The following is a 23,352-nucleotide window of genomic DNA, read 5'->3' on the forward strand; positions in this document are numbered from 1 at the left end:
TTGAACTACCGCTTCAAATTCACCACGATCACGCCACCCAGCGCCAGCGCGCCGCCAAGCATGCCGAGCAGCGTCGGCACTTCGCCCAGCCAGAAGAAGCCGATCAGCGCAGACATCGGCGAGACCAGATAGAGGAAGTTCGAGGCCCGCGACGCCGGCAGGCGCGACAGTGCGGTCGCCCAGGCGGCGTAGGCGATGAGGCTGGGCACGATGCCGAGATAGATGACGGCGCCGAGGCCGGCAGTGTCGGCAATGGCGACCTGCGACAGCGCGTTCGGCAGGAAGGGCGACAGGCAGAGTGCTCCGAGCACCATGTTCGAGGCCGAGATGGTCAACGGATGATGACGGGCAAACAGCGGCTTCTGGACGATGGTGTTGACGGCCGAACAGAGTGCGGAGCCAAGCACCAGCAGAGCGCCAGCATTGAAATGCAGGCCATGTCCATCGGCCACGGCGATGACGCCGATGCCCGTGAATGAAATCACGGTGCCGACCCAGGCCATGCCGGAAAAGCGTTCGCCGAGCAGCGCCATCGCCATGATGGCGGTGAAGATCGGGCTGACATTGATGATGAAGCCTGCTGCTCCCGCCGAGACGGTCAGTTCGCCGAAATTGAGCATAGCCGTGTAGAGCGCGACGAAGATCGCGCCGCCAAAGGCTAAGCGCCATAATTCGTCGAGCTTCGGCAGCGCCGGGCGCTTGACGGCAAGAAAGATCGCGGCCGGCACGGCGGCGATGGCGAAACGCAATGCGCCAAGCTCCAACGGTCCGAAGGCGACGAGGCCGGCGCGGATCGCGGGGAATGCCGAGGCCCAGCCGACCACCGTCAGCGCCACCGCGATGGTTGCCGTGGTGTCCATCCGCTGTGTCGGATTCAACGTACTGGTCGTCGCATTCATCTCACTATCCTCGTGCCTTCGGTCCTGAACTGCAGAAACGCCTTTTCCGAACGATTGACAAACGACCAAATCGAGGATCACCTGTGATTATGGATCACAGCTCGGACACTATGGTGCCGCTCGAAACGCTGCGCGCCTTCGACGCGGCGGCGCGGACCGGCAGCTTTTCGGCCGCGGCCGAAAAGCTCAACATTACCCATGGCGCCATCAGCCGGCAGATCGCCAAGCTGGAAGACTGGCTCGGGTTAAAGGTGTTTGATCGCGGCGCGCGCGGCGTGACGCTGACAATCGAAGGCAACAGGCTGCATCTGCGCACGGCGGAAGCGTTCGCGCTGATCTCCAGTCATTCCGACCGCTGGGTCGAGCCGCGCGGTACCGCCGTGGTGCGGCTGACCTCCATACCCTCGATCAGCGGCTTGTGGCTCATGCCGCGCATGGCGGCGCTGGAGAACGATCCCACCAGGCTGCGCATCGTGCTCGAGGTCGACATACGCCAGGCCGACCTCGCCGATGAAGGCATCGACCTGTCGATCCGCTGCGGCCGCGGCGGCATTCCCGGCCGCGTCTCGGTGCAACTGTTCGAAGAACAAGTGTTTCCGATCGCATCACCCGAGCTTGCTCGCAACATCGGGCGCGGCGACCCGGCTCGGCTGCTCAAGTTCCCGCTGATCAATGATTCCGATGCCTCGGCCTGGCGCGCCTGGTTTGCGGCGCAAGGCATGGACTATCGCCCGCGCCCGCAGGATCGCCGCTTCGAGGACTACAATCTGGTGCTCGACGCCGCCGCTTATGGGCTCGGCATCGCGCTGGCGCGGCCGCCGCTGACCGGGCATCAACTCAAGTCTGGCCGGATCGTCGCCGTCGACGAGCGCACCGCGCTCAATCCGGTTTCCTACTGGCTCGACCGTCCGATCGGACGTCCCCGCACGGCCGCCGCCGATCTGTCGCGACGCATCGCGGCGCAGGCCGGGCTCAGCGCGGAAAAGATCGAGGGATTCATCGAGGCCGAACGGTAAAGGTCGCTTGCGAACCGCTGGTCAGCGGAGCGCCAGCAGGACCAACCCAACGATCGTCGCCGCCAGCAGCCCGATGGCGAGCGACATGAACCCGAGATTCATCTGCTTGTCCTGAGGCTGCGCCCCGCCGGCTGACCGGCTCGCGTCGGGGCCTTGCTCGGCCGTGGCATTGGTTGCGGAGGTCTTGCGCAAGGGCGGGGCCTGCGGTGACAGAAGCGCCAGCCATGGCTGGGCCGCTGGCCTCACGGCTCCGCCGTCATCAACCCTTGCGGGTGGTACCGCCGGACCTCGCTGTGCGTCATCACCGTCCGCTCTCGGTCTCCTCGCCGCTGCCGCGGTCGCCCCGGCGTCATCGGCCAATTCATTTGGCTCCGCCAACGCCTGATACGCCTGCACGATCTGTGCCGAAGTCACCTGCTGAGCCCTTGCAACAAGCGCCGGTGCCGGCAACGAGGCTGGTAAAGCGGATGCAATCGATTGTGGGCGGAGCGACGGCAACGGCGGCTGGACCAGCGCCTTCACCAACGCCGACTTGGCCGGATCGACCTTGGCTGAAGGCAAGGCTTGCGGCGCAATCGCCTCTCTCAGGAGTGAGGTCAGGCGGGCAGTTGAAATATCCATACTGTCCTCGCAGTGGCTGTTTCCACTCACGAATAGTGCATCTGCGTTGCTTCAGGCTTGTCGCAAAGCTTGACCTCGCCGGCAATTTGTGGCGATGAAATCATCATGACTCTTGGCGCCATTTCATGATGAACCGCTTCGAAGGCCCCGGCGGCAAGGAAGCCCGTATCCGCTATCTCGACGGTGACTTCCAGGTCACCAGTCCTGGCTCATTCGTGCGCTGCGCGGTGACCGGCGAGAGCATCCCGCTGGACGAGCTGAAATACTGGAGCGTCGCCCGGCAGGAGCCCTATGTCAGCGCCACGGCCTCGCTGCGGCGCGAGATCGACGTGAATCCGGATCTGCGCAGCCGGCGCTAACCCTTGAGCTTGCGCTGGCGCCATGCGTCCAGCGTCTCGTCTATGATGCGCTGCGGCACGTGGTCGAGTTCGAACACGGTATCGATCTCCAGCACGTCGAGCCGATTGAGGAATTCCCTGGAAACGCCGTGACGAAGCCGGGCGGCATCCTTGGCCGTGGTGATCAGGCCGAGATTGTCGGTCCGCGCCGTCGCCGCCAATTCGGCAAGTTCGTCCTCTGCGTAGAAATGGTGATCTGGAAACGGCCGCGCGAGCACCACTTCGCCGCCGGCGTCGCGCACCGTGTCGAAGAATTTTTCAGGATGGCCGATGCCGGCGAAGGCGAGGAACCGCTTGCCCGCGAGGCTTGCCGTGTTGGTCGGCTCGGTATGCGCCTCGAAGATCGGCCGTCCCGCGCGCGCGGCCTGCCGCACGACCGCGTCGGCGGCAGTGCCCTCGCCCATCTTGAGGAGCGCACTGGTGAAAACCAGCTGGTCAACGATCCTCGCCCTCAGCGGCCCGCCGGGAATGACGCGGCCATTTCCAATGCCATAGCGCGCGTCGACAACGACCAGCGCGAAATCGATGTGGACGCGGGCGCTCTGAAAGCCGTCATCCATGATCAGGAAGTCACAGCCATGCCGTTCCATCAGCAGTCGAGCACCGGCGGCGCGGTTCGGCGTCACCGCGACCGGCGCGTGTTCGGCCAGGAGCAGCGGCTCATCGCCGACATGCTTGGCCGCATCGTGATGCGGATCGACAATATGCGGCTGCGCAAAAGAACCGCCATGGCCGCGTGACAGGAAGCCGGGATTGAGCTGCATGCGCCGGGCCTGCTTGGCCAGCGCGATCGCCACCGGCGTCTTTCCGGTGCCGCCAACCGTAAAGTTGCCGATACAAAGCACCGGGGCTTCAACCTTTTCGCGGCGCGCCGACCGCATGCGGCGGCCGGCAATGGCGGCGTAAACAGCCGAAATCGGCGACAGCGCCCAGACCTTCCAGTCCGGCTCCTCCCACCAGAAGGGGGGCGCTTCGCTGGACACTACCGACCGTTGGCGCCCTTCAGGCGCGACTTGACGACCAGCGGCTGGATATAGGGTTCGAGCGACTTCAGCGTGCGCGCCAGCGCGCCGCGCATCTCGTCGACGGTCGCAGCACCCGCCGCCATCATTTCATGACGGGCCACCTCATTGGACAGCAGGAAATTGACGGCGCCAGCCAGCATGTCGCGGTCGCGCACCAGCTTGGCGCCGCCGCTGTCGATCAGGCGCTGATAGGCCTCGCGAAAATTCTGCACATTGCGGCCGGCAAGCACCGCCGTGTCGAGCATCGCCGGCTCCAGCGGATTCTGGCCGCCTTCGGATGTCAGCGAACGGCCGACAAAGGCGATTTCGGTCAGGCGGAGATAGAGCCCCATCTCGCCGATCGTGTCACCAAGCAGAATATCCGTATCGGCGGCGATCCTGTCGCCCTTGCTGCGCCGGGCAACTTTAAGGCCCATGCCGGAGATCTGCGCGGCCAAGGCCTCGGCGCGATCGGGATGACGAGGAACGATGATGGTCAGGAGCCCAGGATGCCGCTTGTGCAGCGTGGCATGAACTTCCGCGGCGACAACTTCCTCGCCATCATGGGTCGAGATCGCCGCCCAGGTCGGGCGGTCGCCGATCTGGCGCCGCAGTGTCGCCAGGGCCCTGTCATCGACCGGCGGCGGCAAGGTGTCGACCTTGAGATTGCCGGACACGGTGACCGGCCGGGCGCCCAGCGAGAGGAACCGCTCGCCATCGACATCCGATTGAGCGACGACATGCGCAAGGTTCTCGAACAACGCCTCGGCGATGTTGGCGCGCTTCTTCCAGGATTTGAAGGAACGGTCGGAAAGCCTGCCATTGACCAGGACCTGCGGCACGCGTCGCGCGCCAAGCTCCAGGATGGTCATCGGCCAGATTTCGGATTCGGCGATGATCGCCAGGTCCGGACGCCAATGATCGAGGAAACGGCTGACCGCGGGCTTGAGGTCCAGCGGCACATATTGGTGGATGATCCGGTTGCCGAGCCGTTCATCGGCGACCTGCGCCGAGGTAACCGTACCGGTCGTCAGCACGATGTTGACGCCGTAGTCGAGGATGCTTTCGACCAGTGGCACGACCGCAATGGTCTCGCCGACGCTGGCCGCATGGATCCAGATCACCGGTCCCTCGGGGCGCTCGCGCCCGGCAACGCCATAGCGCTCGCGGCGCCGGTTGCGATCTTCCTTGCCCCTCGACGTGCGCCAGGCGACATAAGGCCCGACGAGCGGATAGGCAGCAGCGCCCGCGAACCGGTACGCCGACAACATGGCTCGCGCCCAGCGCTCGCTCATTGGCGGCCATCCACAAGGCGATAAGCCTCGGTGGTTGCAGCGTTGAGCGCGATGGTGATCTCGAGGCGCTTGCGTTCCATCTCGGCCTCATCGGCATCGGCCGCCACGAAGATCGGCGTGCCGATGACGATGGAGGAGCGGCCGAACGGCAGGTTGATCGTGGTCTTGTCCCAGCTCCTTTCCAGCACTTTGCGGCGGCTGGTGGTGATGGCGACGGGCAGCAGTGGCCGGCCGGAGAGGCGCGCCAGGAGAACGATGCCGAGCCCGGCATCGCGGGGCGTGCCGTGGGGAATGTCTGCGATCATGGCGACGTTCTTGCCGGCGGCGAGCGACTTTTTCAGGGCAATGAGCGCCTTGGCGCCGCCCTTGTCGAGATGCCGGGCATTGTCGCGTCCACCGGAGCCGCGCACTGCCTCGATGCCGAACTTCTCGAGCATCAATGCATTGAGCTCGGCATCGGCGCTGCGCGACACCATGGCGACCAGCGGCTTGCGCTTTGGATAATAGGCCGGGGTGAGAAGATGCTGACCGTGCCAGAGTGCGATGATGCCGGGTTCGAATTGCGCATAGGCGCCACCCGAAAACCGAGCCGATCCGTCGGCCAGGCGATTCGTCAGACGCACGAGCCGCACGAACTGGGCGAACAGGCTGGCAATGGCATTCTTGACGAATCGCGACTGCGCCAGCGGTTCGCGAATCTTGCGCCAGAACGCCTTGGTCGTGCGGCTGCGCCCCCTGCCCGTGGGCGCGGCCTCCGTCGCTGGCTCTTTCGCCAGATCATGCTCCATCGAAGTCAACCGACAGCCTTGTTGTCGGGGTCCAGCAGACGGTGCAGGTGAACGACGAAGTAACGCATATGGGCATTGTCCACGCTGGCTTGCGCCTTGGCTTTCCACGCGGTGTGCGCGGACTGATAGTCCGGATAGATGCCGACGATGTCGAGCGCATCGAGATCGCGGAACTCCGTGCCGCCGAGCTTGGTGAGTTCGCCGCCGAACACCAGATGCAACAGCTGCTTCTTTCCGTCATCTGCGGCCATGTCGATCCTTCACATATTGTGAGTTTGTGAGTGGTCTAGACCAAAGCCACTGATTTTGGAACCTTCGAAAGCGCTTTGTCTATACAAGGCGTGTCCGCAAGCCGGCTTCCGCTTCTCGGCATCATGGTTCGTCAAGCCCAGCGATCAGCCCGGCCATGACATCGAGCAATTCCCCGCTGCCGGCAACCAGCGCTCCATGGCGAATGACTTCCCCACCGTAAAGAGGCGCGCGGCCATGCCGGTCGAGCAATCGGCCGCCGGCTTCGCGAAGGATGAGATCGGCGGCGGCAATGTCCCAGTCATGCGCGTTCGGCTTGACGAAGGTCGCATCCAGCGTGCCGTCGGCGATCATCGCCAGCCGGTAGGCAAGCGACGGGCTATAGGGAGCCCGCTTCAACCGAGACTGCCAGTCAGCCGGCATCAAGTCGACCATCGGCTTGGGGCCGGCAATCTCCGCCATCTGTCCCGGTTTGCGAACACCGATCCGCCTTCCGTTCTTGAACGCGCCTTCGCCGGGCAACGCCCAGTAGGTTTCGTCCATTGCGGGGCATTCCAGCACGCCGGCAAGCGTGCGACCATTCTCAACCACAGCGACGCTGACGCACCATGTTCGCTGGCCTTCGAGGAAGCCGCGCGTGCCATCTATGGGATCGACGACGAAGGTGCGGCGCGCGGACAGCCGTGCCGGATCATCGGCGGTCTCCTCGGAGAGCCAGCCATAGTCGGGACGTGCGGCCAGAAGCGTTTCGCGCAGATAGGCGTCGGCGGCGTGGTCGGCTTCGCTGACCGGCGAGGTGCCGCCCTTCATCCACACTTGCGGGTTGTTGCCGAAGTAACGCAAGGCGATGACGCCAGCCTCGCGGGCGGCATCGCGCAGCAGCAACAGGTCCTCGTCAACCCCTGCTGAAATGACCGGGTCAAGCTCCGGCAAGGGTCATGCCTTCGATCATGAGTGTGGGTGCAGCGGTGCCGAAATTGCGGTCGAGATCGCTCGCCGGAACCATGTTGAGGAACATCGTCTTCAGGTTGGAAGCGATGGTCACTTCGGCGACCGGATAGGAGAGCTGGCCGTTCTCGATCCAGAATCCGGAAGCGCCACGGCTGTATTCGCCAGTCACCATGTCGACGCCCTGGCCGAACACCTCCGTGACGTAGAAGCCGGTCTTGAGCGATGCGATCAGGTCTTCCGGCGACCGTTCGCCAGCTTCGATGGCAAGATTGGTCGATGACGGCGAAACAGATGAACCATTGCGCGATCCACGGCCGTTGGTGACCAGGCCAAGCTCGCGCGCGGCCGAGGTGGACAGGAACCAATGGTTGAGCACGCCCTTCTCGACCATGAACAGTTTTTCGCCTTCGATGCCTTCGCCATCGAACGGACGCGAGGCCTGGCCCCGGCGCCGGAGCGGCTCGTCGGTAACCGTGATCGATGAAGCCGCCACCTGCTTGCCCATCATGTCGCGCAGAAAGCTGGTCTTGCGCGCCACCGAGGCGCCGTTGATCGCGCCAGCCAGATGTCCGGCAATGCCGCGCGCGACGCGCGGGTCGAACACCACGTTGACCGGACCGGTCGCCGCCTTGCGCGCGCCTATCCGCCGCACCGCGCGCTCACCGGCCTTGCGGCCGATATCGTGGGGCGCATCGAGATCGGAAAAATGCTGGCGCGAGGAGAATTCATAGTCGCGCTCCATGCCGGTGCCCTCGCCCGCGATAACGCTGGCCGAGCGCGAAAAGCGAGAGGCGACATAGTGGCCAAGAAAGCCGTGCGAAGTGGCGAGAACCAATCCGCCAAGCCCGGCGCTGGCCCCGCTGCCAGCGGAATTGGTAATGCCCTTGACGGCAAGCGCTGCTTCTTCCGCGGCAAGCGCGTCTTCCTTAAGCCGGTCGGCCGAGACTTCGGTGGCGTCGAACAGGTCGAGATCAGGCGTTCGTTTGGCAAGCAGTGCCTGGTCAGCGAGGCCCTGATAGGAATCCTCCGGCGACACTTTGGCCATCGCCACGGCGCGTTCCGCAAGCGCTTTCGGATCGGACGCGGCCGTCGCCGACACGCTCGCCACGCGCTTGCCGACGAAGACACGCAGCGAAACATCTTCGCTCTCGGACGATTCCGTACCCTCGACCTTGCCCAGGCGCACCGACACGCCAGTCGAGCGGCCGCGCACTGCAACCGCGTCGGCGGCGTCGGCGCCGGCTCGCTTGGCAGCCTCGACCAGGGCCGCGACGCGGTCGGTCAATTTTGCTGCGTCGAGCGTGTTCGTCATGTTGATAATCCTGCTTTTCGGCCTGCTTCGGGTGCGGCCCGCTGCTGCACCATCTATTGTTCCGGTCCGGCTTGTGCAATGGGAGAAGCGGTAATCAAGATGCTTCGCTCCACCGACCACGACTGGGCCCAAGTATCGCCGCCCTGTTGACAGACTGCTCGGAGCACACGCCTTGACCCCCTTCCACCTCGCCTTTCCGGTCCGTGATCTCGATGAAACACGCGCTTTCTATGGCGACGTGCTGGGATGCGCGATTGGCCGCTCCTCGGCGACCTGGGTCGATTTCGATCTTTTCGGCCATCAGATGTCGGCGCATCTGCGGCCGCAGGCATCTCAGGCCGCCAGCGACGGCAAGGTCGACGGCATTGTCGTGCCGATCCCGCATTTCGGCGCGGTGCTGCTGATGGATGAATGGGAGCGCCTCGCCGCACGGCTCGAAGCTCGTGACGATGTTGACTGGCTGGAGCGGCCGATGGTGCGTTTCAAGGGCGAGCCGGGCGAACAGGCGACACTGTTCATCCGCGACCCCTCGGGCAATGCACTGGAATTCAAGGGTTTCCGCTCGCTCGAACAGATTTTCGCGCACTGAACTGTCGCGAACAGGCTGGGCAACGCACGGCCGGACCCCTTCACATAGCTGCGACCGGCGTCCAGATCACATCTTCGATTTTTTGCGCGCCGGTGGCGAGCATCACCAGCCTGTCGAAGCCGAGCGCAATGCCGCTTGCCTGCGGCATGATGGCAAGTGCCGCGAGAAAATCCTCGTCGATCGGATAGCGCTCGCCATAGATGCGCTGCTTCTCGTCCATCTCGATGACGAATCGCCGGCGCTGTTCTTCCGGATCGGTCAGTTCGCCAAAGCCGTTGGCAAGCTCGACACCGCAGCCATACAGCTCGAAACGCTCGGCAACACGCGGATCGCCAGCGCTTGGGCGGGCAAGGGCTGCTTCGGCGACCGGATATTCGCAAAGGATGGTGGCGCGACCCAGCCCGAGCGCCGGCTCGACCTTCTCCACCATGACCCGGCTGAACAGGTCCGCCCAATTGTCATCGGGCGCGGTTCGCAGCCCGGCCCGGTTCAAGGCGTCGTACAAGGCCTCGCGATCGGTGCTGCCGTCGGTAGCGATGGTGGCAAGCAGGTCGATGCCGGCATGGCGCGTGAAGGCGTCGGCGACGGTCAGCCGTTCCGGCTCGGCGAAAGGATCACAGTCGCGGCCACGGAAGCTGAAGCGCCTGGCCCCTGCCCGCTCCGCGGCAAGCGCCAGCAGGGCGGCACAATCCAGCATCAGGCTCTCGTAGCTCTCGCCCACCCGGTACCATTCGAGCATGGTGAATTCAGGATGGTGCAGAGGGCCGCGCTCACGGTTGCGGTACACCGGCCCAAAGCTGAAGATCCGTGGCTCGCCGGCGGCGAGCAGCTTCTTGCAGGCGAATTCCGGCGACGTGTGCAGATAAAGCGGTGAGCGCATCCCGTCCGACCCTATGGCCTCAGTAGCGAAGGCCGCCAGATGCGCTTCGTTGCCAGGCGATATCTGCAAGGCGGCAGTCTCCACCTCGACAAAATCGCGGCGTGAAAACCAGTCGCGCAGGCTGGCGGCAATGCCGTTGCGCAACATCAGTCGTGGGCGTCGGTCGGCGTGAACATGAGGCGTCCACCAGGGCGAAGCGTCGGTCATGGGACTATACCAATTGTGAATTGGGCTGGCGGGATCGCCCAAGATGCGCTACGGCGCACACAGGACGGCTCTCGCAGCCGATTATGACAATCAACGATTTCAGGATGTAAAGCCGTGGTGAAGGTTATCGCCAGTTCGCTCCGCAAAGGCAATGTCGTCGACAAGGACGGCAAGCTTTATGTGATCCTCTTTGCCGAAAACATCCACCCAGGCAAGGGCACGCCGGTGACGCAGCTGGACATGCGCCGCATTAGTGATGGGGTGAAGGTTTCGGAACGCTACCGCACCACCGAGCAGGTGGAGCGCGCCTATGTGGAAGAGCGCGAGCACACTTTCCTCTACCACGACGCCGAAGGTTTTCATTTCATGAACCCGGAAAGCTACGATCAGGTGGCGGTGTCGGAAGCCGTGGTCGGCGACATGGCGCCTTACCTCCTGGAAGGCATGGCCGTGCAGGTGTCACAGTTCAATGGCATTGCCATTTCACTAGTGCTGCCGCAACGCGCTACATTCGAAGTGGTGGAAACCGAGCCGACGACCAAGGGACAGACGGCCTCGTCGTCCTACAAGCCAGCCGTGCTTTCCAACGGCGTGCGCACGCTGGTGCCGCCGCACATCGCTCCCGGCACCCGCGTGGTGGTGATGACCGCCGACGGCGCCTATGTCGAGCGCGCGAAGGACTGAGGTCCTTCGTAGCTGCCTCCGGTCGATGGCCCGCGGCAGACCGACCTGAGGTGACGAAATCGCCTCATTGCCGGCTGAAGCGTTTTCAATTGCCCTTGATGGCCAAAGCTCCTCAACTGACCGCCTGACATCAAACCTCGGCGGGGCAGGCATGCGAACGACGGCCAGAGTGCGCAGGGTGCGCGACGGCAGGCTGGAATTCTCCAGGGAGTGGCTGCAGCTCCGCAATCCGCATGCTCCGATCGAGGTGCTGACCGCGGAGCAGGTCGAAACCATCCACGACGCCTCGATGTCGGTGCTCGAAGATGTCGGCATGCGCATCCAGGACGAGGAGACGCGCAAGCTCTACGCCAGCGCCGGCTTTGCCGTCGACCATGCCACCGAGCGGGTCGTCTTCGATCGCGAGGGTCTGCTGGCGCTGGTCGCCAAGGCGCCGCCGGTCGTTACCGTGCGTGGCCGCGATCCGGCAAAAAAGCTTTTCATGGGCCAAGGCCAGGTCGCCTTTACCGCCGTCAGCGGCCCGCCCTTTGTTTCCGACCTCGATCATGGCCGCCGCGCCGGCACGTTTCGCGATCAGGAAAACTTCCTGAAGATGACGCATATGACCGACGTGCTGCAGATCGAGGGCGGCACCAGCGTCGAGGCCCAGGACCTGCCGGCCGACACCCGCTATCTCGATTTTTACCTGGCCTGCTGCAAGCTTTCCGACAAACCGTGGAAGCCCCTGACCATCGGCCGTCATCGCGCTCGCGATGCCATCGAGATGGCCAAGATCTGGTATGGCGAGGACGAAGACAGCCTCGCCGCCAACCCGGTGTTCTTCGTCAACACCAACACCAACACGCCGTTGGTTCTCGACGGCGAGATCGCGCAGGGCGTCATCGAATATGCGCGGCTGGGTCAGGTCGTCTGCGTCACGCCCTTCGGCCTGGCCGGCGCCATGGCGCCGGCGACGGTTGCCGGCGCGCTGGTCATGCAGAATGCTGAGACGCTGGCCTGCTGCGCGCTGACCCAGATCATCCGTCCAGGTTGCCCCTACATCTATGGCGGCTTCATCTGCAATGCCGACATGAAAACGGGCTCGCCGGCTTTCGGCACGCCCGAATTCACGCTCGGCGCGCAGGCCACCGGCCAGATGGCGCGCCGTTATGGCTTGCCATGGCGCTCGTCAAACGTGAACGCTTCGAACGCGCCTGACGCGCAGGCGGCTTATGAATCCATGATGTCTTTGTGGGGCGCGCTGACTGGCCATGCCAGCGTGTTCAATCATGGCGCCGGCTGGCTGGAGGGTGGCCTGGTCGGTTCCTACGAGAAGTTCATCCTCGACATCGAGATGGTCCGCATGATGTGCGCCTGGATGACGCCGCTCACCGTCAACGCCGATACGATCGGCCTGGACTCGATCAAGGAGGTCGGCCCCGGCGGCCACTTCTTCGGCACCGCGCATACGCTCGCCCGCTACGAAAACGCCTTCTACAAGCCGCTGGTTTCGGACTGGTCGAACTTCGAGAACTGGCAGGACAAGGGCAGCCCCGACGCCGCCCGCCGTGCCAATGGCATCTGGAAACAGATGGTCAACGAATATGAAGCACCGGCCATCGACCCGGCGGTGATCGAGCAGCTCGAGGACTATGTCGCACGGCGCAAGATCGAGATCGAAGCCCTGCGCTAGATGCTGCTTTCAGCCTTTTGCAAACATCGAAAAGTGGAATTCTGACGGAATGGATACACATGCCCGCGTGGTGGTGATCGGCGGTGGGATAACCGGCTGCGCCATTCTCTATCATCTGGCCAAGAAGGGCTGGAAGGACGTGGTGCTGCTGGAGCGCTCGGAACTGACGTCCGGCTCGACCTGGCACGCCGCCGGCAATCTGTTCTCGCTGACCAGGCCCTCCAACGCCCAGCGGCTTCAGGTCTATACGATCAATCTCTATCCGGAGATCGAGCGGGAAAGCGGCCAGGCCGTCGGCTATCACCCGACCGGCGGCATGCATCTGGCTGCCTCGAACGACGAGGTCACCACGCTGGCCATTGCCCGGGCCCGCGCACGCCGCAACGGCGTCGAGGCGGAATGGATCACCTTCGAGGAAGCCAGGGAGCGTGCGCCGGTCCTCGACACCAGGAGCCTCAAGGCGGTGCTGTGGGAACCGATCAAGGGCCATGTCGATCCGTCGTCGGCGACCAACGCCTTTGCCGCCGCGGCGCGCAAGCTCGGCGCGAAAATCCATCGCCACACGCCGGTGACCGCGACGACGCCTCGCGCCGATGGCGGCTGGGATGTCGAGACGCCAGGCGGCACCATCCATGCCGAGTTCGTCGTCAACGCCGCCGGCCTATGGGCACGCGAGGTCGGCGCGCTGGCCGGGATAAAACTGCCGTTGCTTCCGGTCGAGCATCATTATCTGGTGACCGAGGCAATTCCCGAGATCGAGGCGATGGACCATGAACTGCCGACGATCGGTGAAAGCGAAGCCGGCTACTATTCACGCCAGGAGGGCAAAGGCATCCTGCTCGGCGCCTATGAGAACAGGTGTCATCACTGGGCTTTCGACGGCACGCCGCTTGATTTCGGCCATGAGTTGCTGCCCAACGACCTGGCCCGAATGGACCGTAATTTCGAAGTGGCGATGGATCGCATGCCCTGCCTCGGCGAAGCCGGCATCAAGCGCGTCATCAACGGACCGATGATCTTCTCACCCGACCTTGGGCCCTTGCTCGGGCCACATCCGGAGCTGAAGAATTACTTCTGCGCCTGCGGCGTGATGAGCGGCCTGAACCAGGGCGCTGGCATCGGCAAGGTGATCTCGGAATGGATCGTCGACGGCGAGCCGGAGATGGACGTCAATTTCTGGGACGTCGCTCGTTTCGGCCGTTGGGCAGGCAAGCGCTTCACCTTCGAGCGGACCAAATATTATTACGAGAACCGCCAGGAGCGCCCTTACCCCCATCTCGAATGCGCCGCTGGCCGGCCGCTGCGGACATTCCCGGCTTACGCCGCGCAGAAGGCCAGAGGCGCGGTCTTCGGCTTCAACAATGGCTGGGAGCAGCCGCTGTGGTTTGCGCGGCCTGGCGACGAACAACGCGACGTCTTCGGCTATGCCCGGCAGAACTGGTGGAAGACGGTCGGCGAGGAATGCCGGGCGGTGCGAAATGCTGCCGGCCTGTTCGAGATATCGACCTTCGCCAAATACCGGATTTCTGGCGACGCCGCATCCGGCTGGCTGAAATGGGTGCTGGCCGGGCGGATCCCCGATCGATCCGGCACTGTCGCATTGTCGCCGATGCTGTCGGAAAAAGGCCGGCTGATCGGCGACCTGACCGTGTCGAGGCTCGAGGACGGCAGCTACCTGCTGCTCGGCGCCGGCACCATGCAGGGACAGCACATGCGCTGGTTCGATGCGCACAGGACGCCGGGTATTTCGGTCGAGAACCTGTCCGACAGCTGGAGCGGACTGATGCTGGCTGGGCCGAACGCGCGAAAGATCCTGGCCAGCGTGACGCATGGTGACGTCTCCAGCGAGGCGTTTCCGTTCCTGTCGGTCAGACGCCTGGAGATCGAGGGAGCCACCGACGCGATTGTGCTCCGGGTCTCGTTTTCGGGCGAGCTCGGCTATGAGATCTACACGCCGGCCATGTATCAGGCCGGCCTCTACGACGCACTGTTGCGAGCAGGCGCCGACCTTGGCCTTGTGCCGGCCGGCAGCCGGGCGCTGGCCAGCCTGCGGATCGAAAAAGCCTTCAAGAGCTGGGGCCTTGATCTCTCGCCGGACTACACCGTCATGGAGACGGACATGGACCGGTTCGTCGATTGGAAACGCTCCGGCTTCATCGGCGAACAGGCGGCGCGCGGACATCGCGCGCAAGGTGCGACCGAGCGCTTCGTCACGCTGGCCGTCGATGCCGATGATGCCGATTGCAGCGGCGGCGAGCCGGTGTTTCGCGACAATGTCTATGTCGGTTATGTCACGTCGGGCGCCTATGGCTACGCGGTCAACGAAAGCCTGGCGCTCGGCTATCTCAAATCGCATGTTGCCGAGGCCAGCGCGGGCTTCGAGGTCGAGATCAATGGCAAGCGTCGCGCCGCATCGGCTTCGGACGGGCCGCGCTACGACCCTCAGGGGTTACGCATGCGGATGTGAAGGTGCTCGACCAGACCATCCGTCGGGATGGACAGGTTCCGGCCCACAAAACCGAAATCTTCCACCGCCTCGTGAAAACCCCTATAGGTGCCGCGTCGGAGCAGTTGGTTCCGGCGCGTGGAGGAGCTTCCGAACATGGCAAGGCGGTTACCTCCCTTTGCCGCCTTGCGGGCCTTCGAGGCTGCCGCGCGGGCTGGCAGCTTGGCCGATGCCGCCGAAGAGCTGTTGATTTCAAGCTCCGCCGTCAGCCATCAGATCAAATCGCTGGAGACCTTCGTCAGTGCCAAGCTTTTCCTGCGTGAGCAGACCGGCCTGAAACTCACCGAGATCGGCGAGAAATATCTCGAGGGGTTGGGCGACGCGCTCGACCGCATCGAGGCGAGCACGCTGTCGGTAATGCAGGACACCAAGAATGGCGGCCTGACCATCCATCTTTTCCAGTCACTGGCGCAGATGTGGCTGATCCCGCAACTGGACGATTTCCTGTCATCCAACCCCGAGATTAGCGTCAAGCTGATCACCAAGCCGGACGACATCGAATTCTCCGGTTCCAGCATAGACATCGACATCCGCTACGCCATGACGGCGCCCGCGGAACACATGTGCGAGAAGCTGATCGACGAGGTCATCGCGCCCGTCGTGTCGCCGGACTATCTGCGCCACAACGGCCCGATCGAGACGCCGGAGGATTTGCTCGGGCGGCGGCTGATCGGCTGCGAATACGTGCCGCACGAGTGGGATTTCTGGTTCGAGAAAATGGGCGTGCAGGGCGCGAACCAGACACCGAAACTGATGTTCGATTCCCGCTCGCATGCCTTGCTTGCCGCCAGCGAAGGCATGGGCGTGGCAATGAACCGGCGGCCCTATGGCGATACCCTGTTGAAACGAGGCTCGCTGATAGCGCCCTTCACTGACGAAGTGCCAACCGGCGGTGCCTACTACTTCATCGCGCCCAAGCGTTCGGCGGGGCTCGCCCGCGTCAAGCATTTCAAGGCCTGGCTGCTGTCGCTCAGCACTGGTCTTCGCAGCGACTGACCGGCTTTTGCCGCCGGTCCGAAATCAATTCATCAGCACCGAAATTTTATTCGATTGAGACGCTTTCGACGCGCCCCTACGGTCGCGCCAAAGGCGGGGCGATCTTGCGAAACGGTGGTCAGATTCTCATAAGCGCGCTGTTGCAAAACAGCTGCAAGGCCGTCTTCGGCGTGCCCGGTGAAAGCTATCTGACCGCGCTCGACGCGCTGTGGGAACAGGCCGGCCTCATCCGCTATGTCACCTGTCGGCAGGAAGGCGGCGCCTGCTTCATGGCGGCGGCCTACGCCGACGCAATCGGCGAGCCCGGCGTCTGTTTCGTCACCCGAGGCCCGGGCGCAATGAATGCGGCGATCGGCCTGCATGCGGCCTATCAGGGATCGACCCCGCTCATCCTTCTGGTTGGCCAGATTGCGTCCGCGCATCGCGATCGTGAAGCTTTCCAGGAGCTCGACTATCGCCGCGTGTTCGGCCCAATGAGCAAATGGGTGGCGGAAGTCGATCGTCCGTCGCGCATCCCCGAATATGTGAACCGGGCGTGGCGAACCGCGGTGTCCGGCCGCCCCGGACCGGTGGTGCTGGTGTTGCCGGAAGATGTGCTCAAGGCGGAAAGCGACACGCCCGACCTGAAGCCGGCAATGGCAACGCCTGTCGCACCATTGGCCTGCGACATGGCCGGGGTCGAAGCCATGCTGGCCAACTCGAAGCGGCCCTTGCTGCTGCTTGGCGGCGCCAACTGGACGCAAGCCGGCCACGACGCCATCATCCAGGCCTCGGAAACCTTGGGGCTTCCCGTCGCCGTTGGTTTCCGCCGCCAGGGCCTGTTTCCCAACGACCATCCGAACTACATCGGCAATCTTGGTTTCGGTGGCGCGCCGATGCCCAACGACTATTGCCGCGAGGCCGATCTCATCCTTGCCGTCGGCAGCCGGCTGGGTGACGGCACGACACTGAAATTCTCGCTGATCCCGGCGCCGACGCCGCACTGCCCGTTGGTGCATGTGCACCCGGGCGCGGAAGAGCTTGGCCGGCTCTATCAGGCGGACCTTCTGGTGCAGGCCGATCCCAGCGCCTTTGCAATCGCTCTGGCTGCTATAGCCCCGTCCGGCGGCAATCCGAGGCGTGGGGCAATTTGCGCCTCGGCACGCCGGCGCTACCTTGCCATGCTCGACCTTGCGGCGCAGCCTGGCCCTGTCGATATGGGCGTGGTGATGCGCTTCCTCAGCCAGCGGTTGCCGGCCAATTCCTTCATGACCACGGGCGCCGGCAATGCTTCCGACTGGCCCAACATCCATTTCCGCTATCGGCGGTTTCGCGGCGCGCTGGCGCCGGTCTGTGGCGCCATGGGTTTTGGCGTTCCCGCGGCGGTTGCCGCCAAGATCGCCGACCCCGACGCGCCCGCCATCTACATTGGCGGGGACGGAGATTTCCTGATGAACGGCCAGGAATTCGCGACCGCCGTCCAGTACGGACTCGACCCGATCTTCATCGTCGTTGACAACCAGTCCTACGGCACCATCCGCATGCACCAGGAGCGCGCTTATCCGGGCCGCAATTCCGGCACCGGTCTTACCAATCCCGACTTCGCCACCGTGGCGATCGGCTATGGCGGCCATGGCGAGACGGTGGAGACGACCGACGATTTCGCGCCGGCCTTCGAACGCGCGCTGGCGAGCGGCAAGGCCGCGGTGATCCACGTCAAGGTTGGCGTGGAGCATCTCGGTCCGAACATGACCGTGTCCACCTTGACTGATCGACAAACGCCCAGGCGGCGTCTGTCCTATTGAGATTGCAGGGAGGTTTTAGAGATGATCCGGTTTTCCGACTTTGCCCACAGCCTGACCTATGACGCCATTCCCGAAGAGGTGCGCGCCATCCTCAGGCGCAGTTTTGCCGACATTCTGGGAGTGGCGGCGGTCGGCTCGACGACGGAGATGTCGTCGATCACCAGGAAGATCGCCGACCGGCTGTGGCGTTCGTCACCCGAAATCAGCGCTGCGCGGATGATCTTCGACGGGCGTCCGGTCAGTCCGGTTGGAGCAGCGTTTGCCGGCGCCTTCACCATCGATTCCATCGACGGACATGACTCCACCAGCCCTTGCAAAGGCCACGCCGGTTCGGCGGTGTTTCCCGCACTGCTCGGCATCGCCGACTCGCTGCGTGCCTCGGGACAGCCGCTTTCCGGCAAGGAGTTCATGGTTGCGCTGACCGTCGCCTACGAGATTTCCTATCGCGCCGGCCTGACCTTGCATGGCACCGTGCCGGATTACCACACTTCCGGGGCGTGGACCGCGGTCGGTGTCGCCGCCGGTGTTTCGCGGCTGCTGCGGCTCAGCCAGGAGCAGACGCGCCATGCCGCGGGCATTGCCGAATACCATGGCCCGCGCAGCCAGATGATGCGTTGCATCGATTTCCCGACCATGCTGCGCGACGGCGTTGGCTGGGGCGCGCCATCGGGCGTGATGGCCGCCTATATGGCCGAACTCGGCTTCACTGGCGCGCCTGCAATCACTGCCGAGGGGGACGCGGCCGAACCCTGGTGGCGCGATCTCGGACAGGCCTGGCGCATCGTCGAAGATACCTCCTACAAACCCTATCCCGTATGCCGCTGGGCACACCCATCGATCGATGCCGTCCGTGACCTGATGCGTGACAACAAGCTTTCCAGCAAGGATGTCGCGCGGGTGCGCATCCAGACCTTCCACTATGCGGTGCGGCTTGCCGGCCATAATCCCAAGACGCTGGACGAGATGACCTATTCGATCGCGTTTCCTGTGGCGACAATGATCGTGCGGGGCACGATCGGCCCGAAGGAACTTTTGCCGGAGGTGCTGGATGACGCGGAGATACGCCGCATTTCCAACGCCACGGTGCTGGTCGAGACCGAGCATTACACCCGCATCAGCGTCGGCAAGCGCTGGGCCGACGTTACCCTCTACCTCAAGGACGGGCGCGAGATCATGTCGGAGCCGCGCACGCCGAAAGGCGACCGCGACAATCCGATGAACGCGGACGAGTTTCATCAGAAATATGCCACCTTCACCGACGGCCTCGTCGACAGGGCGCGCGCCGACGAGATGGAGGCGATGGCGCTCTCGTTCGATACCCTGGACAGCAAGGGACTTAGCCGGCTTATCGATCTGGCGGTTGCACCGCTGGACCACTGACACGTGCCACAGTGCAGGCGAACGCCACCAAGGAAATTGACGGAATTATTCTCAGTCGGCGCTGAATCCTTTTCGATCCCATCCTTCCGGCCAATGTCTACGATGAGCCGACAGAGCCGCTGAAAGCAACAGCGCGTCAGGGATTGAAACCGGTGGGAGAACGCAATGACAATGTTCAAGAATGATGGCGGCCGCATTTCCGATTTCGTCGCGGCGATGGCCGAGAGCGCCAGGGCCGGCGCGGTAGACCGCCGTGAGTTTCTGGCCATCGCCAGCGCTTTCGGCGCGACGACGGCCGCGGCTTACGCGATGCTGGGTCTCGCGGCACCGGCCGTGGCGCATGCCGGGGAACCGAAGAAAGGCGGCATTCTGAAAGTCGCGACGAGCGTCAAGGAGCAGAAGGACCCTCGGACCTACGACTGGTCCGAAATGGCCAATGTCACCCGGCAGACACTCGAGCCCCTGGTCAAATACACCAACGAATTCACCTTCAAGCCGATCCTGCTCGAAGGATGGGACATCAACGACGACGCCACCGAATACACGCTGAAAGTGCGGCACGGCGTCAAATGGAACAATGGCGACGATTTCAACGCTGACGACGTCGTCTTCAACCTGACGCGCTGGTGCGACAAATCGGCGGCGGGCAATTCGATGGCGGCGCGCATGGGCGCGTTGATCGATGCCAAGACGGGCAAGCTGCTCGCCGGCGCGATCACCAAGGTCGACGACTTCACCATCAAGCTGAAGCTGCCGGCCTCCGACATCTCGATCATCGCCGGCTTCTCCGACTATCCGGCCCTGATCGTGCATCGCGACTACGAGAAGATGGGCAGCAATTTCGTCGCCCATCCGATCGGCACCGGACCGTTCGAACTGGTGTCCTACGATGTCGGCTCGAAAGTCGTGCTGAAGCGCCGCGTCAACGGCAAATGGTGGGGCGGCGAAGCCCATCTCGACGGCATCGAATTCATCGACTACGGCACCGAAGCCAACGCGATGATCAGCGCCTTCGAATCCGGCGAGGTCAACACCAACTACGAGACCACGGCTGATTATGTCGGCATCCTCGACAAGATGGGACTGGTCAAGCACGAGGTGGTCACCGCCAACACCATCGTGGCGCGCACCAATGTCAACAACAAGCCCTATGACGATCAGAAAGTGCGCCAGGCCATCCAGCTTGCCGTCGACAATGCGACGGTTCTGAAGCTCGGCTACGGCGATGCCGGCACGCTGGGCGAAAACCATCACGTCTGCGCCATCCATCCCGAATATGCCGCGCTGCCGAAAGTGTCCCGCGACATCGCCAAGGCCAAGGCGCTGATGACCGAGGCCGGCCAAATGGATTTCGAACATGAATTGATCGGGCTCGACCAGGACTGGCACAAGAACACCGCCGATTCGATCGCGGCCCAGCTCCGCGAGGCAGGCTTCAAGGTCAAGCGCACCGTCCTGCCGGGGTCCACCTTCTGGAACGACTGGACGAAATATCCGTTCTCGATGACCAATTGGAACATGCGTCCCCTTGGTGTGCAGGTCATCGCGCTGGCCTATCGCACCGGCGAATCGTGGAACGAATCCGCCTATTCCAACAAGGAACTCGATGAGAAGATCGCCAAGGCGCTGACCGTCGCCGATGTCGACAAGCGGCGCGAACTGATGGTCGATATCGAGGGGATCCTGCAGGGGTCCGGCGTCATCATCCAGCCCTACTGGCGCAAGATCTACAACCACTCGACGAAGTCGGTGAAGAATTACGGCATCCACCCGACCTTCGAACAGAATTTCGAAAATGTCTGGCTCGACGAAAGCGCCTGAGCGAGATGATGCGACGGTCGGGATACGGCACGCCCGTCTTCCGACCTGATTTCTCAAGTCACTTCGGGGTGATCCACAGCTATCGGAGGACAGCTCAACCGGCGACGCGCTTGCCGCGTTTGCCCTTGCCGGCACGCGCCTGCACCGCCTTTTCGATCTGCCGCTTAAGCTCGTCCTTGATATCCGCCGTCTCGCTCATCAGGGCGTCGACTTTCATGAAATCGAGAACGCGGTATTTCGACACCGCCGGGCGGATCAATATGTCGGGCTGGCGCTGCTTCAGCTTGTTGGCGATGATCGACTGCATCAGCAGTTGCGTAGCGCCGAACATCAGGTCGACAGAGGTCGGCGGCTTGCCCCCGGCCTCATCCGGCGCGCCGACGACGTCAATGGCGATGATGATGTCGGCATCATACTCGATCAGGTCGAAGGGCACGGGATTGTAGATGCCGCCGTCGATCAGCAGCCTTCCGTCGCGCATCACCGGGCGAAACACCGCGGGTATCGCGGCCGAGGCGGCAAGGGCTGAATGCAGATCGCCGTCGCTGAACACAGCGAGCTTGTGGCCGAAATAGTCCGTCGCCGTCACCTTCAGCGGGATCTTCAGCTCGGCGAAGGTTTCGGGAACCGCTTCGGGCAGGAAGGCCTTGAGAATGCGCTCGACATTGAACTGGCTGACCCTTAGCCCGCCCTGCATCGCCTCGGCGAAGGTTTCCGGCCGCGCCCGCCACATGCGGCTGGCCACCTCGGTGCGCCGGCCGAGAATCGAGCGGGCATAATCATGGATTTCCCTGCCGGTCATGCCCGATGCCATGCCGGCGCCCATGATTGCGCCGATCGACGAGCCGGCGATCGCCGCCGGTTTGATCCCCAGTTCGTCCAAAGCCTCGATGACGTGGATATGCGCCAGTCCGCGCGCGCCGCCGCCGCCGAAGGCGATGCCGAAACTAGCCTCCATTGGCAACCTCGCCGAGCTTCGGCCCGACGACCATGATGGCCGGTTCCGCGGAGAGCAGCTTCTTGGCCGCGGCCTTGACCTGGTCGAGCGTCACGCCGTTGATGTAGGCCGTCCGCCGCTGCATGTAATCGATGCCGAGCTTGTCGACCTGCAGCTCAACCAGGGTCGCCGCGATGGCGCTAGAGGAATTCAGATTGTTGATGGCGTAGGCGCCGATCATGTATTTCTTTGTCGCCGCGAGTTCCTCCTCGGTCGGACCTTCCTCGGCCATGCGCTTCACCACATCGCGGACGATGCCAAGTGTCTGCGCCGCCCGGTCCGAGCGCGTCGCGGTGGTGATGATCAGCGCGTCGGCGTGGTCCTGGTTGATCAGCGACGAGTTGACGCTATAGGCTAGACCGCGCTTTTCGCGCACCTCGCTGAACAGGCGCGAGGTGAAGGTGCCACCGCCGAGGATCTCGTTCATCAAGGCGGCCGCGAAGAAATCCGGAGCATCCCGCTTCACGCCCGGATAGGCCAGCTGCAACGAGGTCTGCGGCAGGGCGTAGTTGACCTCGACATGCTGCGCCAGCCTTGGGTCGATATCGGCAACCGGCTTGAGTTGCTGCTTTTCCGGCAGGTCACCGAACAGCAGGTCGAGTTTTTGCTTCAGCGTTTCGGCGTCGATGGCGCCGACAACCGCGACATGCAGGCCGCTGCGGGCGAAGTTCGCCTTGTGGAAAGCGCGAAGATCATCCGGCGTGATCGTGGCGATGCTCTGCCTGGTGCCCTGATCGGATCGGGCATAGGGATGGGCGCCATAGATGGCTTCGGCCCATTTGGTCTGGGCAATCGTGTCGGGGTCGTTCTCGCCGGCAATGATGCCGGACAGAATCTGGGCGCGAATGCGGTCGATCGGCGCTTGGTCGAAACGCGGTTGCGTGATGGCCAGCCGCAAGAGATCGAATGCCTCGTCCTTGCGCTCGGCCAGCATGCGCATCGACCCATAGGTGCCGTCACGCCGCTCGTCGAAACTCATTTCCGCGCCGACGTCGTCAAGGCGGATCTGGAAAGCCTCGCTGTCGAGATTGCCGGCACCCTCGTCGAACAGTCCGGTCATCAGATTGGCAAGCCCCTCCTTGCCCGGCGGATCCTGCGTCGAGCCACCGTCGAAGACGAAGCGTATGGCGATGATCGGCACCGAATAGTCTTCCACAAGCCAGGCATCGACGCCCTTCGACGACTTCACATCCTGGATGGCCACGCTGGCGCGCGCGGTGACCGCCGGCAAGATCAGGAACAACACCGACAGGAAGAGGACCGCGATGTGCAGACGGAAACGAATGGTACCGAGCCGCGTCAT

21 protein-coding genes are annotated in these 23,352 nt (G+C 63.6%); 10 read left to right on the forward strand and 11 right to left on the reverse strand.

Annotated elements, in window-relative coordinates; genetic code table 11:
- Positions 1-5 precede the first annotated feature (5 nt).
- A complete protein-coding gene (locus tag ABVQ20_RS10625; protein WP_354459449.1) occupies positions 6-899 on the reverse strand; it encodes a DMT family transporter in 894 nt (297 codons plus the stop codon).
- An 89-nt stretch (positions 900-988) separates the two neighbouring features.
- On the opposite strand from ABVQ20_RS10625, the gene ABVQ20_RS10630 reads away from it, so the two are divergent.
- Positions 989-1,915 carry a LysR substrate-binding domain-containing protein gene (locus ABVQ20_RS10630; protein ID WP_354459450.1) on the forward strand — a complete coding sequence of 309 codons (927 nt, stop codon included), beginning with the start codon at positions 989-991 and terminating at the stop codon, positions 1,913-1,915.
- A gap of 21 nt (positions 1,916-1,936) precedes the next feature.
- On the opposite strand, the gene ABVQ20_RS10635 is transcribed toward ABVQ20_RS10630, so the two are convergent.
- Complete coding sequence (locus ABVQ20_RS10635) at positions 1,937-2,536, reverse strand: hypothetical protein (RefSeq protein ID WP_354459451.1); 600 nt, start codon at positions 2,534-2,536, stop codon at positions 1,937-1,939.
- 125 nt (positions 2,537-2,661) lie between these two features.
- On the opposite strand from ABVQ20_RS10635, the gene ABVQ20_RS10640 reads away from it, so the two are divergent.
- Positions 2,662-2,895: a DUF2093 domain-containing protein gene (locus tag ABVQ20_RS10640; protein WP_227348108.1), complete on the forward strand. Its 234-nt coding sequence runs from the start codon at positions 2,662-2,664 to the stop codon at positions 2,893-2,895.
- On the opposite strand, the gene lpxK is transcribed toward ABVQ20_RS10640, so the two are convergent.
- The 6 genes from lpxK to ABVQ20_RS10670 form a co-directional block, all read right to left on the reverse strand.
- A complete protein-coding gene (gene lpxK / locus ABVQ20_RS10645; protein ID WP_354459452.1) occupies positions 2,892-3,917 on the reverse strand; it encodes a tetraacyldisaccharide 4'-kinase in 1,026 nt (341 codons plus the stop codon). The genes ABVQ20_RS10640 and lpxK overlap by 4 nt on opposite strands.
- Complete coding sequence (gene waaA / locus ABVQ20_RS10650; RefSeq protein WP_354459453.1) at positions 3,917-5,233, reverse strand: lipid IV(A) 3-deoxy-D-manno-octulosonic acid transferase; 1,317 nt, start codon at positions 5,231-5,233, stop codon at positions 3,917-3,919. The genes lpxK and waaA overlap by 1 nt, the downstream gene beginning before the upstream one ends.
- Positions 5,230-6,021: a lysophospholipid acyltransferase family protein gene (locus tag ABVQ20_RS10655; RefSeq protein WP_354459454.1), complete on the reverse strand. Its 792-nt coding sequence runs from the start codon at positions 6,019-6,021 to the stop codon at positions 5,230-5,232. Before ABVQ20_RS10655 ends, waaA begins: the two co-directional genes overlap by 4 nt.
- 5 nt (positions 6,022-6,026) lie before the next feature.
- The gene (locus tag ABVQ20_RS10660; RefSeq protein ID WP_354459455.1) at positions 6,027-6,272 is read right to left on the reverse strand and encodes a DUF4170 domain-containing protein; all 246 of its coding nucleotides are present in this window, start codon (positions 6,270-6,272) and stop codon (positions 6,027-6,029) included.
- Between the two features lie 121 nt (positions 6,273-6,393).
- Complete coding sequence (locus ABVQ20_RS10665) at positions 6,394-7,203, reverse strand: 3'(2'),5'-bisphosphate nucleotidase CysQ (RefSeq protein WP_354459456.1); 810 nt, start codon at positions 7,201-7,203, stop codon at positions 6,394-6,396.
- Positions 7,190-8,533: a TldD/PmbA family protein gene (locus ABVQ20_RS10670; protein WP_354459457.1), complete on the reverse strand. Its 1,344-nt coding sequence runs from the start codon at positions 8,531-8,533 to the stop codon at positions 7,190-7,192. The genes ABVQ20_RS10665 and ABVQ20_RS10670 overlap by 14 nt, the downstream gene beginning before the upstream one ends.
- Positions 8,534-8,705: 172 nt before the next feature.
- Here ABVQ20_RS10670 and ABVQ20_RS10675 point away from each other — a divergent pair, with 172 nt between their 5' ends.
- The gene (locus tag ABVQ20_RS10675) at positions 8,706-9,122 is read left to right on the forward strand and encodes a VOC family protein (RefSeq protein ID WP_354459458.1); all 417 of its coding nucleotides are present in this window, start codon (positions 8,706-8,708) and stop codon (positions 9,120-9,122) included.
- A gap of 40 nt (positions 9,123-9,162) precedes the next feature.
- On the opposite strand, the gene epmA is transcribed toward ABVQ20_RS10675, so the two are convergent.
- Positions 9,163-10,209 (reverse strand): EF-P lysine aminoacylase EpmA, encoded by a 1,047-nt coding sequence (gene epmA, locus ABVQ20_RS10680; RefSeq protein ID WP_354459459.1) that lies wholly within the window; start codon positions 10,207-10,209, stop codon positions 9,163-9,165.
- A gap of 114 nt (positions 10,210-10,323) precedes the next feature.
- Here epmA and efp point away from each other — a divergent pair, with 114 nt between their 5' ends.
- The 7 genes from efp to ABVQ20_RS10715 all read left to right on the forward strand — a co-directional run bounded on the left by efp (position 10,324) and on the right by ABVQ20_RS10715 (position 21,052).
- Positions 10,324-10,893: an elongation factor P gene (gene efp, locus ABVQ20_RS10685; RefSeq protein ID WP_354459460.1), complete on the forward strand. Its 570-nt coding sequence runs from the start codon at positions 10,324-10,326 to the stop codon at positions 10,891-10,893.
- 151 nt (positions 10,894-11,044) lie between these two features.
- Positions 11,045-12,565 (forward strand): trimethylamine methyltransferase family protein, encoded by a 1,521-nt coding sequence (locus ABVQ20_RS10690; protein WP_354459461.1) that lies wholly within the window; start codon positions 11,045-11,047, stop codon positions 12,563-12,565.
- 49 nt (positions 12,566-12,614) lie between these two features.
- Complete coding sequence (locus tag ABVQ20_RS10695; protein WP_354459462.1) at positions 12,615-15,032, forward strand: FAD-dependent oxidoreductase; 2,418 nt, start codon at positions 12,615-12,617, stop codon at positions 15,030-15,032.
- Between the two features lie 135 nt (positions 15,033-15,167).
- Positions 15,168-16,067 carry a LysR substrate-binding domain-containing protein gene (locus tag ABVQ20_RS10700; RefSeq protein WP_354459463.1) on the forward strand — a complete coding sequence of 300 codons (900 nt, stop codon included), beginning with the start codon at positions 15,168-15,170 and terminating at the stop codon, positions 16,065-16,067.
- A 104-nt stretch (positions 16,068-16,171) separates the two neighbouring features.
- A complete protein-coding gene (locus ABVQ20_RS10705) occupies positions 16,172-17,851 on the forward strand; it encodes a thiamine pyrophosphate-dependent enzyme (RefSeq protein WP_354459464.1) in 1,680 nt (559 codons plus the stop codon).
- Positions 17,852-17,872: 21 nt separating this feature from the next.
- Positions 17,873-19,231 carry an MmgE/PrpD family protein gene (locus ABVQ20_RS10710; protein WP_354459465.1) on the forward strand — a complete coding sequence of 453 codons (1,359 nt, stop codon included), beginning with the start codon at positions 17,873-17,875 and terminating at the stop codon, positions 19,229-19,231.
- Between the two features lie 165 nt (positions 19,232-19,396).
- Complete coding sequence (locus tag ABVQ20_RS10715) at positions 19,397-21,052, forward strand: ABC transporter substrate-binding protein (RefSeq protein ID WP_354459466.1); 1,656 nt, start codon at positions 19,397-19,399, stop codon at positions 21,050-21,052.
- A gap of 94 nt (positions 21,053-21,146) precedes the next feature.
- Here the strand turns inward: ABVQ20_RS10715 and ABVQ20_RS10720 are convergent, their stop codons facing one another.
- Complete coding sequence (locus ABVQ20_RS10720; RefSeq protein ID WP_354459467.1) at positions 21,147-22,010, reverse strand: patatin-like phospholipase family protein; 864 nt, start codon at positions 22,008-22,010, stop codon at positions 21,147-21,149.
- A complete protein-coding gene (locus tag ABVQ20_RS10725; RefSeq protein WP_354459468.1) occupies positions 22,000-23,352 on the reverse strand; it encodes a M16 family metallopeptidase in 1,353 nt (450 codons plus the stop codon). Before ABVQ20_RS10725 ends, ABVQ20_RS10720 begins: the two co-directional genes overlap by 11 nt.

The organism is Mesorhizobium shangrilense (genome assembly GCF_040537815.1).
In the GTDB taxonomy this organism is placed as follows: domain Bacteria; phylum Pseudomonadota; class Alphaproteobacteria; order Rhizobiales; family Rhizobiaceae; genus Mesorhizobium; species Mesorhizobium shangrilense.